This window comes from Gabonia massiliensis (genome assembly GCF_001403595.1).
Lineage (GTDB): Bacteria > Bacteroidota > Bacteroidia > Bacteroidales > Coprobacteraceae > Coprobacter > Coprobacter secundus.
Genome location: NZ_LN877940.1, coordinates 1,494,372 through 1,507,590 on the forward strand (window position 1 = coordinate 1,494,372; position 13,219 = coordinate 1,507,590).

Consider the following 13,219-nt stretch of genomic DNA (forward strand, 5'->3'; position numbering starts at 1 on the left):
ATATAAATGTTATCGTCAGTAGTTTGGATTTTATCATGGTGCCTTTGATTTTATAATAGTTATTGATTGCTTTCCGGGGAATTCAGATTCCCCGGAAAGAATTTATTGAGGTGTTACCGTTACTATAACCGTAGACTCGGCAGTGATATCGGGCCGATTGGGATATGACGCTACAAACCGGTAACATATCGGTTTGGTAAAGTCTGCTGTCGTGGTACCTGAAATTTGCTCAACGTCATCGATATATACTTTGTCATTGTCTGAGTATAAGGTGAAAGTGGGAGCGAGGTTGCTCAAATCACTTCCCGACGGAACAGTCATATTGATTTCGTAATAACTGTAATCAAATTCCGAACGGGTTATCGTGCCTTGTACTCCAAGTAATTCGAATGTTTTGAATTCTCCGTAGTTTACCGTATAGAGTTTGTACGGACGTTCGGTTCCTTCATGAGATTTCAGTTTGATGTTGAGAACGTTTGCCAGATTATATTTGGCCGTAGAAGAGAATTCTTTATCATCGATATAGACTTTTGTGGAATCGGATCCGATGTAGAATTTCAGCTTTTGAGAAAGCGAAACTGTCGCATTGGATGTTTTGAATTTGATTTTTCGTGGCAGGCGCAGCAACCAGTCGGTTTCATTGACTGGATTGGCAAATACTTCATCGTAGATAACCTGGGGAGCGGATAGCCTTTCTATTTCGGTAACGTCATCGATAACTTTTACCATGAAGGAGCAGGTATCGCGTTTGATGGAATTTCCTGCGTCGGTGTGGTTGGTTGCGACGCATACTACTTTGTAAGTGCCCGGTTGCTGGTATGAATATGTAAACAAACCTTTATTGACAACCAATCCGTAATTGCTGGCTTCGCGCAGTTCATAGTCGTGGTCGGTATCACCGGTGTATATGACTACGTTTTCGGCGGAACCCGTAAAGTGTATTTTCATCGTTTCGTTTGTGTCGTAGATGTATTTTCCGACTGACATTGCGGCATGGGGCTGAGTGGCTTCATCGTCTTCACACGCAGTGAAAGCCGCAATGACCAAAAATCCTAATATTGTTTTTAATGCTATTTTCATTGCAGATAAATTTCAGATTAATATTAATAACCGGGATTTTGAGTAACTACTCCGTTCGAGATGTCTACTTCAGTCTGGGGAATCGGGAATATTTCGTTAACCCCTTCGCGGAAATAGAGCCCCCGTTTGTTAGGACGCATCGTACTGAATGTCTTTAATGCACTTGCGGCACGGCCTTGTCGCACGATATCCCAGAATCGTTCCCATTCGTAAGAGAATTCGATACGGCGTTCTTTCCAAATTTGGTCGCGGAGGTAACCATAGCCGCCTCCGATATAGAGGGATGAACTGTTGTTTAACTCGTTGACGACGGCTTTATAACTGTTGAGTTGCTCTAAAGCTTCTGCACCGTTTCCGCATTCATTAAGAGCTTCGGCAAACATCAGTACTACATCTACGTAACGCAAATAGCGACGGTTTTTACCACTGTCTCCTGTATATGTAGGCCGGTCTTTGATAGGGGTGTACCATTTCAAGGATAATATACGACCTGCACCAATTTCGGTGTTTTCATGGTCGGGAGTGTATTGATGGTGTCCGATGGTAAAGTTGCGTCGGTAATCGTTGCCGAAGATATTGGCAATGATTTGGTCGTCGGCATACATGGGACTTCCTGATGCAAATAGAGTGGAGTATATCGAACTACCCTCATTGGTGTCGCCAGTCGTTCCGTCTCCGGATTCTTTGAATACAATTTCAAATATAGAGCCACTACAAAATTCTCCGGCGGAATAGAACTGGTCGAGATACGTAATGGGTGAACCTGTGGCATCGGTATATTTGAAAGTGTATGCATTTACCAGTTTTGCGATTTCGAAGTCGGGACCTTCGTAGGGGTCTGTTTCTCCGTTGAGTTCTTTGGGTTTGAACCATAGACGTTTGCGAAGGGTTTCCCAATCTTCGTTATACCGTTCGTCGTAACGAAGCATTTGGCTCATAGTCATTGAGGCTCCTTGTACGAAGTATTTGCCCAATTCTACCACTTGTTCCCATTTTTCAGATGGTGTTCCCGGAGTAGCCTGATACATAAGGACTTTCATCAGCAATCCTACGGCAGCACCGGCACTGGCTTTGCCCGAATTACTTGATGTGTATCGGTTGGAGAGCATACAGGCGGCTTCACGCAGGTCTTTTTCGATATATGCAAATGTTTCTTCGCGGGAGCTTCTTGGAATTACCAGATTGTCTACGGTCTCGATTTCGGGACGAATGGGAACGCCTCCGAATGTTTTGACAAGGTTAAAGTAAAACAATGCACGTAGGAATTTGGCTTGTCCTAAAATCTCACGTATTTCACGGTATTTGCTGTAATCGTTGTTTGAGAGCTGCACTCTGTCGACATTGGCAATGACCTGATTAGCGCGGTGGACGCCTTTATAGTTGATGTCCCAACGTTTTTTGATGTATGTATTGGAGGTATTGAACCTGAAATGTACCAGTTGTCCCATTTGGCTGCTGAGCCCTTCGTCCGACCCGATTACATCGTCAGCAGTGGCTTCGCCGAATCGCCAGTCGCTATCGGTGAATTCGTCGCTTTGTAAAATGTCATAGGTGGCATTGAGGGCAGCTTGTAATTTGTATCGGGTGTCGTAGAAATTTTTGTCGGTCGAATTCCCTAAGACTTCCTTATCAAGAAAATCGTTGCACCCTGATAATACAAGAAGCGCGAGACATAGTATTTGTATCTTGAAAATATATTTAGTCATAGTTGGATAGTATTTTATAATTATAAACCAATCTTGAAACCAAGGGTGAATGAACGTGCTTGCGGATAGTTACCGTGGTCAACACCCATACTTAAGTTGTTACTTTCCGTGCCTGAAACTTTTCCGACTTCCGGGTCGAATCCATCATAACCGGTAAAGGTAAGCAGGTTGTAAGCTGTCAAAGAAAACGAGAGGTTATCGATTTTCCATTTTGAAATGAGTTTTTTGGGAACATTATAACTGAGACGTAATTCTTTGAGACGCAAATAAGAGCCGTCTTTTACAAAAAAATCAGACGAACGGAAGTTACGTGGACTGTCGCTACTGTCGAGGTCGGGAACTTCGGCATCGGTGTTCAACGGGAAGAATGCCCGGTTCTCGGCGAGTTGTCCGGACCAGTGTTTGCTACGGATGTCGGCATACACGTTTCCTTCGGCAGCGTTATACAAATAATAGTCCATTACATTGAATATTTTGTTTCCGGTTTGTCCTTGGAAGAAGATGTTGAGGTCGAAATCGCCATAACTGAATTGCAAGGGGATACCGAATACGAAGTCGGGTAGTGGAGAGCCGAGGTATGTGCGGTCTTCAGCGGTAATTTTTCCGTCACCATTGAGGTCTTTGAAACGGAAATCCCCGGGACGGGTCGTTTGCTCGTGGTCGAGTTTCCCCGGCTCGTATTGTGCGCTGGCTTTTACTTCTTCGTATGTGTTGAATATACCATCAGTTACATATCCGTAGAAACTTCCGATAGGCATACCTACTGCTGTTTTTGTTACGTAATCGACAATACTGCCTTCACTCAGATAGGAGCCGTAGATAGGTTCGTTACCGGTTCCGAGGCTTGTAACCTTGTTCTTAATCCAAGATAGGTTGAATCCTACTTCGAATCCGAATTTGTTGATTTGTTTTTTATAACTCAAGCTCGTTTCGATACCGTAATTGCGGACAGCTCCGGCATTGGTCATCGGGTCGGTGTCAAGTCCGGCTGAGGAAACGGTAGGTACGGCCAGCAACATGTCGGTCGTATGTTTGTTGAAGTATTCGATACCGAAAGTGATGCTATTGCGCAGGAATGCAAAGTCGAGACCTACGTTGAATGTTTCTGTTTTTTCCCATTTGATATCCGGATTTCCGAGCGTTGTGGCGGTAATACCGGGTTGCAGTATGTGATTACCTTGACCGTATGGATAGTTGTATTGATTGGTAAGGTAGGTATAACGGGCGAGTTCATCGATACGGTTGTTACCCAAAATACCCCAACCTACACGCAATTTACCGAGATCCATCCAACTGGCTCTTTGCATAAACGGTTCGGAAGAAAATTTCCATCCGACGGATACTGAAGGGAAATATCCCCAACGATTGTTTTTCGAGAACTTGGAGGAACCGTCTGCACGTATATTGGCTTGGAGCAAATAACGGTCGAGCACATTGTAGTTGATACGTCCTATAACACCTACTGCAGTCCATTCACGGTCGAGCCCGTATGTTTTATCTCCGGTGAATGCGCTTGACAGATACCATTGGTCTTTGGCGTTGCTCGGAGTCCCTTTGCGAGTAGATTCCTGGTAACCGTATTTGTAACCTTCGGCAGTCTGACCGGCCAGTACGGTAATGTTGTGAATATCGTTGTACCAGTTGAATGTCAGGAGGTTGTTTATTTCCCATTTGTTCGTGCTTGTTTTCATCTTATAGACAGTGGTCAAGTCGGTCATGGCAAAGTCTGTTTCCAGATTGTTTACTTCCGTGAATTTATTGGTTGTTTCCGGAACCAGATAGTAAGATGCTTTGAACTGGTATACCAAATATTTCGTTATATCGGCAGAGAGATTCAGATTCATGTCGAAACGGTCACGATTTATTTTGTTATGGTTACGGTCTATCATAGCCAAGGGGTGGTCTTCGCTCCAGTATCCGCGGGTGTCATATGTATATATGAGCGGATTTTGATATAGAGCTCGTTTGAGGACACTGTTTGAACCTTCTGGCACTATGTTGCGGTCTTCGTTTGCGTATGACAGATTGGCTGTCATGTTCAACCATGAGGCTAATTTTTGGTTTATATTGATGCGGGTATTGAAACGTTTGTAGTCAGATGTGTTTACGATACCTTTTTCGTCGTAGTAGCTGGCACTGACCATAAATTTGGTTTTTTCATTTCCGCCTGAAACAGAGATGTTATATTGTTGTTTGAAGCCGGTACGGGTAATAGCATCCCACCAATTGGATGGAGAATTGCGGCGTATCGTGTCGACTAAGAAATATTTGTGGTCATCAAATTGATATGAATTGTCACTATTTTTGGAATAGTATAAACGTCCGTCGGAAGAGTATATACTTGTCCCGTTTATATAATCCTGCATCAGGGCATAATCGTCTACTCCCATGACGTCGATTTTTTTCCAAGGGTTGGAAATGCCGACGTAGCCGTCAAATGTAATTTTTGTTTTTCCCGATTCTCCGCTTTTTGTGGTAATGGAAACTACACCGTTTGCTGCTCGGGCACCGTATACGGCACTTGAGGCGGCATCTTTGAATATCTCGATATTTGCAATATCATTTGGATTGATATGGTTTATGTCATCGACGATGAACCCGTCTACCACATAGAGAGGGTCGGCATCGTTGACAGTACCGGTACCGCGAATTTTGATAGTGGTATTACTACCCGGAGCTCCGGTATTCTGTATGATGTTTACACCGGAAGCTTTTCCTTGAAGGGCTTGCAGTGCTGAGGCGACAGGAACGTCGTTTACATCCTTGCCGGAAATGGAGGAGATAGAACCGGTGATATCACTTTTGCGTTGGATACCATACCCGATTACTACAAACTCATCTAATGTCTTACTTGCCTGTTGCATAAGGACGGTTATATTTCTTTGTCCGGAAAGTTTTACTTCTTTTGAAGTATAACCGACGCAGGAGAATATAAGGGTTGCTTTGGGCGCTGCCTGAATTTTGAATTTTCCGTCGAAGTCGGCAGAGACACCGTTTGTCGTACCTTTTTCCATCACAGTGACCCCAATGAGCGGCTCTTTGTTGATACTATCCAACACTGCTCCCGTTATGTCTATTTTCTGTCCATACGAGGCAAATGTGAAAAATGAGGCAATGATACATATTGCCGTTCTCAGATATTTGAAATCATTCATTGTTGGTTCTTTATTAGATTTTAGATTTCATTCTTTCTAAATGTAAAAGTGTAAGCATAATTGCTGAAGAAGAATGAATACAATGATAAAGAGTAGAAAGGTGTTCCATCGACAATTTTGTAATGATTATCAATGAAACACCTTCATGGATATGGTTTATTTATTTAACAATTAATCGAGTAGATTTAGTTCCGGTAGCGGAGGAAGCAATAACTTCGTACATACCGGCAGCTAAGTCGGATACGCTGATAGCATCGCAAACAGATACATTATCGATACTCTTTACGAGGCGGCCCGATATGTCATAAATTTTCAGATTGCTTTTCATTGTGTCGATACCTTTGATACGGAATGTTTCAGTTGCCGGATTGGGATAGATTTCGAAACTGTTGGTTTTGTTATCCGTTACGTTTTCAATCCCTGTTTCGATTTCTTCGCGTGTACGATATTCCGGTTCCATTTTATCGGGATTTTTTGCAGGGTCATATCCGTCTTGACGATAGTGGTAGCAATATAATTGATTGCTTGCTTTTGAAGTGAAAAGCAATTCTCCGTTCAAGTTGCGCAAGCAGTATATTTTATCACCGTTGGCATCGATATTCGAAACGATTTGAGGCACGCCATCCCATTTGTCAAGGCGGATGAGTTTGGTATCGGTAGCTGTGGTTCCATCCATATTGCCTTCGTTCCACCAGTAAAGGCTACCACCGGCTACCGTCAGTTCTTTGACCCAATCGCAACCTACACCGGGGGCGAAATCATATTGCATTTGTACTTTCTCTCCGTCATACCAGTGAAGTTCTCCTCCTTTGCAAGATTCAATGTTTGCATCTGTTCCGGTATTTGCACAGAACATGTATTTGTCATCGAATACAACGCCGTTGTCGGCAAATGACTGGTGGTCTTGGGTAGGTTCTACAGTGAAGATGTCAAAACATTTGAAGTTTCCTTTTTCACAATTTGTAACACCGAATTCGCATCCAAGTTTCGGGTCTTTTCCTCGGAAACAAATTTCCCCGTTGTATACTTCTCCCACCATAGTAACGCCTCCACCGACTCCGATTCCGTTAGCTCCGACAGTGGGGTCGGTATCGTAAATCAGGTAGGTACCTTCTTCAGTGCCGTCGGTAAACCAGGGTTCATTGCCATGGTCTTCGTCCCAGGCTTTGAAGAATAAACCTTCATTATAGAAATTTTGCATCGAGTTGATAGCAGAACTTAATGTACTACCTTCCTTGTTTACATTTTTTTCAAGATTGATGTCTTTTACCATATAGGTGCCTTCGGTAGTTCCGTCGGTTACCCATAATTCTAACCCATAAGTGGTACCTGTTTTGTCTGCAACATCTCCTTTGAAGAAGACTTTGCGACCTACGCGGATAACAGCTCCATAACGATGGTCAATGTCCTCGCCGGGGAATTGACAATCGACTTGAGCGACGAGTTTGGTTCCTTCCTCTGTCCCATCGCTGACATAAAGCCATTTCTGAGCACCTTCACTGCTGAAATTTTCGCTTTCGTAATCGGAAGCAAAAAAGATGAATTGTGTTTCGTTCATTTGGCAAAAGCCAATGGGATTGGAAGAGTCGAATTCATGAATCTTCTTGACCATGCGAGTCCCTTCTTCGGTACCGTCGGAAATCCATAATTGATAACCGTCTTCGCCATTATCGGCAGAAAACACGACTTTGTCATTGAAACGGGTAAGATAATTGACATCTGAAGTGGCAACACCCGGATTGATGTCTTTGACCATACGCGTTCCTTCGGGGGTACCATCAGTTACCCAAAGTTCTTCACCGTGATCGCTGTCTGAGGCGGAGAAAAAAGCATAATAGCCTTTTTCCGGAGAGCCGGCAACTGTCAGATTTTTTTGCATGATAAACTTTTTATCTTGCGTAATATTAGGCGTTACTCCGGAAGGTAGCAACGCGGTCATACCGTCAGGCAAAGTCTGAGCAAATACACTTCCTACAGATAGGAGAGCCGTAGCGAGTAAAATGTTTCTTTTTTTCATAGTGTGAATAAATTAGTTAATGATAGTGTTTGTTTATATTGCTATTTATTAGCTTCTTTGTCATTCAACGGGCATTTCGTTCGGAAAGCATCTTCGCGACTTCGAGTTTTGCCTGTTCTCGTGATTTGGAAAATATTTTACGAATACGTTCCATATCGAATTTCAAATTGCGGTCGTATGTGTAGATACCGTTCTTTTCGAGCTCGACGTCTACAATTTGAGTGTAGCAGAATCCCGTAATGTGGTCCATACTCAATACGACATTTACTTGCTCTTCTAACCGTTTGTAGAATTCTTCTATGGTTCTCGGAGGTTTTCCATATCCCCAGAATTCGTCGGTTCCGGCAACTTCGGCAGTTTTCATTTCCTTAATCCACTGTATTCCTCCGAATTCGTCTATCATATAGGCTTCGCCTTTATAGGGAGCGCTGAAATTAGGATGATGTATGTAGGGATATCCGTTTTCGTCGAGAGAGAGTTGTTTGTAAAGCTCTATCGGGTCCTGAACGTATGTATGTTCGGCATATATGTCGGTAAATCCTGCGTGATAACCTCCACTGGCAGATACAACCGGGCGTGTACGGTCGAGCCTTTTTGTGATAAAATAGAGGTCGTTGGTCAATCGAGCGCGTTGTCCGTCGATGTCTTCTTTCCATGTCTCGTTGAGTGGAGACCAAGCGACTAATGATGTAGCATTATAGTCACGGGCCACGCATTCTTCCCATTCGGTAATCATGTTACGTGCAGCGAGCGGACTTGTCCAATCCATTCCCCAACTTGCCGATTCGCCCCAAGTGAGATATCCTAATTTGTCTGCCCAATAGAAATATCTTTGTTCGAAAACTTTCTGGTGCAGTCTTGCTCCGTTGAATCCGGCTTCTTTGGCAAGGATAATGTCTTTTTTGAGTTGTTCGTCATCGGGTGCAGTCCACTGTCCGTCGGGGTAGTATCCTTGGTCAAGAACAAGTCGTTGATAGTATGGTTCATTGTTGAGATAGAATGTCTTTCCGCGCAGTTCCACTTTTCTCATTCCGGCGTAGGACTTTACTTTGTCTATCGTATTGCCTTCGGCATCTAATACAGAAAATTCTATGTCGTACAAGAAAGGTGATTCGGGTGACCATGTTTTTATGTTTTTGATTTTAGCACTTATGAAGGCATTGTCACTTGCCGGTACTTTCTGAGAATAAACTTCTTTCCCGTTGTCCAGTACACGGACCTTGAATGTTGCGTTTAGGTCTAAATCGTAAAATACAGGTTCGAAAACGAATTGCTTGTTGTCCAAATCGGGGGTGATGCGGCAGAGTTTCAGCCCGCCTTTTGAAACGGCTTCGAGCCATACGGTCTGCCAAATACCCGTTACACGAGTATACAGGCAACTGTAGGAATATAATCGGCGCGATTGTTTACCTGCGGTTTGAAGCTGTGACCGTAAGTCATCTTGTACATATACAATAAGGTCATTTTCACTACCGGCTTTTACATATGCCGTAATATCTATGGCAAAAGAGGAAGAGCCTCCGTAATGAACAAAAATCTCTTCACCATTTAAATATATGGTAGATTTGTAATCTACTCCTCCGAAATTGAGCAGGATGCGTTTGCCGTCCCAATTTTGAGGAATGGAGATTTTGCGATGATACCACATGGCATTGATGAAGTCTTTATGATTTACGCCAGATAATGGGCTTTCGGGACAGAATGGTACGGTAATAGGACGATCAAATCCTTTGGATTTGAATAGTGAGCGCTCTAAACCGCTTTGGGAAAAATCGAATTCATAACTCCATGTACCATTGAGGTTGATCCACTCGGTTCTTTCGAATTGTGGTCTCGGATATTCGGGGCGTGGAATCTCTGAATTGGCACTTGCAAAAATTGCAGAAGATAAAAGTAATAATGATAAAAGAGTTTTTTTCATAATTTTATATTGTGTTCTTTGTGATATCAGAATTTATGTTTTTTATTGTTTAAAAAATGTATTGCAAATATAGAATACGGGCTTTTTAACGAAGGGTAAAAATGTTTCGAAAGCAGGTGTTTTTGTGCATACAGAGTTATTTGGATATATTTTTATTTATATAATAATGGTGTGTGGAGAGGAATGTTTTTATTGATTTTTTAAGAAAATGATGTATGTGATGATAAATTATTATGTTTTTTCTTTTTTGAATGTACGGATTGAAAGAGTGGGTATCGTTCTATGATAAAGTTAGGAATATCGACATTTCGTATTCAGAATAAAATAGTAAGGATGAAAAATAGGTATCGTATAGCAAATTATCAATATTTTCAATTTTTTTATTTGGGTATTTAAACGGTTTTTGGAGTTTATTTTTGTCGTCTGTTTCTATATTGCTTAAATGAAGGTACGGCATACTCTGTTCTGATATAATTTGGTGGGAATAGAGGTTGTGGTTGTCAATGGGATGTGTGTTATTGGAGATGTCACGGGTTGCTTTTTTGTGAAAGGGTTAATAAAATAAGCGGACTACATTAAGAATATGCAGCCCGCCTTTCACTGGAAATATCACATCAATAAATAAAAGCCTTGTTTATTAGTTTTCTTCGGGTTTCGTATATTGTACATTGAATGTATAGTAATCGGTCCCTTTGGGATTAGTGGCGTTGAATGACAGGTTGTGTGCTTTTATTTTAAACACAATAGTTACGTTTTCGTGATAATATGGTAAATGGAACGATTTCCAAGGATATTTTTTTGATGTTTTTTTTATATCGCCTTGGTCGAATACCAACAAGAGTGTATCGGTTTTTATCGAACCTTCTTCGTGAAGGCCTGATATTCCTTTCATTAATTGTAATGTGGGTTGCCCGGTTTCGGTTTCGTACATAGCTGTTTGGAACGTGATAATGTTATTCACCTTGTCATAGAGGTATGTAATATAGGGCGTAGACATGTCTAACAACGAGTCACTGGTACTGAAAGCTGCGTTATTCTGCTCTGAGAAAGCATTGCATTCTCCTACTGTGAAATAGTCGGCTTCCCCGTTAAGAGTGGCAGCGTATATTCCGTCTTGGTTGGCAGAGGCAGGCTGTTCGTCCCAATTGATAGTGAATCCTGTAAAAACGCGCTGGTTTACATGGCTGTCAGGATTTATCTGTTCACTTTGAATACAAAGTCTGCTATCATCGAATTGTATATACTTGGTCCCCATTGCTGTCTGTTTTATCGTACCTACACCATAGGAGGTGAGGATATTACCGTTGTCTTTCAAACATCCCGTCAGCATTACTGAAGCGACAGCCATCAAGGCAAAGCTGATTTTTTTCATCATTTTCATACAGTTGGTCTTGTTTTTAATTGCTTTTTATTAATTAATATATTATTTTGCTAATGTGATTAAAAGTTTGTTCTTAGCCCTATTTGTACTGTAAAGTTTACAGGACGGTCGTGCCACAAGTTGGGGATGTTACTGTTGTCCACGTAATAAGAAACTCCGGGCTCAACATAAAGTTCTGCCATCTTGTGGAATGCATAGGCAGCTCCCGCTTTGGCGTGGAATGACCATTGTACTCTATGGTCTCTTATATCTTCAGACAGTTTGGCATCTTTGTTGTCATTTTGTGCATTTTCAGTGCGCCGGCCGCTTACATTGAAGTCGGCTTTTGCTCCTACTGCCGCATAGAACGATGCATTTTGTATGTGAGCAAAACGATATATCGCGTTTAATGGGATGCCTATGTAGTGAAGTTCTTGTTTCCCTTTTCTGTTGTTACTGGCAGTTTTATAGTCAGACCGTAGTAAAGTATATATTATTCCGCTTTCTAATCCCCAATTTCGAGGTAGTTTTTTCTCTACTGTAATACCAAATGAAATAGGTACCTTATGCATAAACTTGAGAGGCTCTTCTGCCGAATAGAGATTGAGCTCATCATCTATTTCCATAGCACTACGAGTGAGAGGCCTGTTTTCCATATTTTTATTTCCGGGCAATGAGTTAGATGCCATAAGTCCTATGGAGAATCCGTGCTCATCATGCTTGGAATTGAGTATCTGTTCGTAATCAGACTCTTGCAGTTGTTGCCCTGCCGATTCGAATTCTTTCAGTTTGCGCTCGTATTCTTCTTGTGAAATGGATTGAGGCCGGTTTGTTACCGGTGTTTCAGCCAATAAAGGTCGATTCTCCTTGTTTTCGACAGGGAAGGCAATGGCATGCGACTCTGCCTCAACTTTGTTTTCTTGTTCCGGAGTCGTTTTTACTTGGACATCTGTACGGTGGTCAGTACTTCTTATTTTCTGTTTTTGGGGAGATATTAGGCCTTGAGTATTGTCGACCCAAAGAATTTCTTCTGAGGATTTGTCGATGTTTTGGTGTGGCGTCGGTATCTCCTGTTTTTCGGGTAACGTAATGGATATAGGCTCATTATTGACTGCCAGATGGTTGCCTGATTCCGGCCGGTATAGGAACATGAACGCAGTAAACCCTCCTATCAGCAAAGCAGCACAAGCTGCCGCATAGCGATAGACGGGCTTCATCCAAACTGTCTTTTTACGAGGCAGCTCGTTCTCTATTTTGGACCAAAGATCCTGAGGAACGTCGGCTTCGTAATCTTTCAGTTTCGATTGAATGATATGTTCAAATCGCTTGTCGTCCATTGTTATTATTAATACCTTATTTCTTTAATTAACCTGTATTTCTTATAATCGTTCACCTGAAAGGTTCTAATTTTTTTTGGAGCAATTTTTTTGCTCTTGTAAATTGAGACCTTGATGTACTTTCATTTATGCCTAATGCTTCGCCTATTTCTTTATGCGAATAGCCCTCAATGGCAAACATGTTGAACACGGTTCTGAATCCTGTCGGCAATTCCCGTACTAATTCCATCAGTTCATCTGCCGATATTTTTTCGAGTGCCGAATAATCGGGCTCTTTTAAAGTATCGGGACTGTCTATATCGACAGTCTCACGGAGGATGTCATTTTTTCGCAAATATTCAAGCGCGGTATTTACAAAAATTTTACGCATCCAACCTTCGAACGATCCATTACCGCTGTATGTACCTATAGCTGTAAAAACTTTAATGAACCCATCTTGCAACAAATCTTGCGCACTTTCCCTATCGTTGGTATAACGCAGGCAAACGGCCATCATTTTGCGAGCATAGGTTTCGTAAAGCTCTTTTTGCGCTTTCGGTTTATTTTCTTTACAACCTTTTATAAGTTGTATTTCATCCATTCGGTAATGTTTCTTTTTTACCGTGCGCTATTAGTAAGATGCAAATAGTTTACTGATAGCTGC

The 13,219-nt window shown here is 42.0% G+C and carries 8 protein-coding genes; all 8 read right to left on the reverse strand.

The annotated features are described in order from the left end of the window. Positions 1–102: 102 nt before the first annotated feature. On the reverse strand, positions 103–1,080 hold the full coding sequence (locus BN2628_RS15685; RefSeq protein ID WP_055099815.1) for a DUF5017 domain-containing protein: 978 nt from the start codon (positions 1,078–1,080) through the stop codon (positions 103–105). Positions 1,081–1,103: 23 nt separating this feature from the next. Beyond that, complete coding sequence (locus BN2628_RS15690; RefSeq protein ID WP_044230458.1) at positions 1,104–2,786, reverse strand: RagB/SusD family nutrient uptake outer membrane protein; 1,683 nt, start codon at positions 2,784–2,786, stop codon at positions 1,104–1,106. 20 nt (positions 2,787–2,806) lie between these two features. Beyond that, a complete protein-coding gene (locus BN2628_RS15695) occupies positions 2,807–5,941 on the reverse strand; it encodes a SusC/RagA family TonB-linked outer membrane protein (protein ID WP_055099821.1) in 3,135 nt (1,044 codons plus the stop codon). A gap of 160 nt (positions 5,942–6,101) precedes the next feature. Continuing rightward, the gene (locus tag BN2628_RS15700) at positions 6,102–7,958 is read right to left on the reverse strand and encodes an ELWxxDGT repeat protein (protein WP_021931033.1); all 1,857 of its coding nucleotides are present in this window, start codon (positions 7,956–7,958) and stop codon (positions 6,102–6,104) included. 64 nt (positions 7,959–8,022) lie between these two features. Further along, positions 8,023–9,879 (reverse strand): glycoside hydrolase family 2 protein, encoded by a 1,857-nt coding sequence (locus BN2628_RS15705; RefSeq protein ID WP_021931034.1) that lies wholly within the window; start codon positions 9,877–9,879, stop codon positions 8,023–8,025. 637 nt (positions 9,880–10,516) lie between these two features. Beyond that, positions 10,517–11,260, reverse strand: coding sequence for a hypothetical protein (locus BN2628_RS15710; RefSeq protein WP_021931035.1), 744 nt, complete (start codon positions 11,258–11,260; stop codon positions 10,517–10,519). Between the two features lie 59 nt (positions 11,261–11,319). After that, positions 11,320–12,576: a porin family protein gene (locus BN2628_RS15715; protein WP_044230462.1), complete on the reverse strand. Its 1,257-nt coding sequence runs from the start codon at positions 12,574–12,576 to the stop codon at positions 11,320–11,322. Positions 12,577–12,628: 52 nt separating this feature from the next. Continuing rightward, positions 12,629–13,156 (reverse strand): RNA polymerase sigma factor, encoded by a 528-nt coding sequence (locus BN2628_RS15720; RefSeq protein ID WP_044230463.1) that lies wholly within the window; start codon positions 13,154–13,156, stop codon positions 12,629–12,631. Positions 13,157–13,219 lie beyond the last annotated feature (63 nt).

Excerpts from the sequence above, each read along its gene's own strand:
- BN2628_RS15710 (WP_021931035.1), bottom strand. The coding sequence starts at position 11,260 with ATGAAAATGATGAAAAAAATCAGCTTTGCCTTGATGGCTGTCGCTTCA.
- BN2628_RS15695 (WP_055099821.1), bottom strand. The coding sequence starts at position 5,941 with ATGAATGATTTCAAATATCTGAGAACGGCAATATGTATCATTGCCTCA.
- BN2628_RS15685 (WP_055099815.1), bottom strand. The coding sequence starts at position 1,080 with ATGAAAATAGCATTAAAAACAATATTAGGATTTTTGGTCATTGCGGCT.
- BN2628_RS15690 (WP_044230458.1), bottom strand. The coding sequence starts at position 2,786 with ATGACTAAATATATTTTCAAGATACAAATACTATGTCTCGCGCTTCTT.
- BN2628_RS15700 (WP_021931033.1), bottom strand. The coding sequence starts at position 7,958 with ATGAAAAAAAGAAACATTTTACTCGCTACGGCTCTCCTATCTGTAGGA.
- BN2628_RS15720 (WP_044230463.1), bottom strand. The coding sequence starts at position 13,156 with ATGGATGAAATACAACTTATAAAAGGTTGTAAAGAAAATAAACCGAAA.
- BN2628_RS15705 (WP_021931034.1), bottom strand. The coding sequence starts at position 9,879 with ATGAAAAAAACTCTTTTATCATTATTACTTTTATCTTCTGCAATTTTT.
- BN2628_RS15715 (WP_044230462.1), bottom strand. The coding sequence starts at position 12,576 with ATGGACGACAAGCGATTTGAACATATCATTCAATCGAAACTGAAAGAT.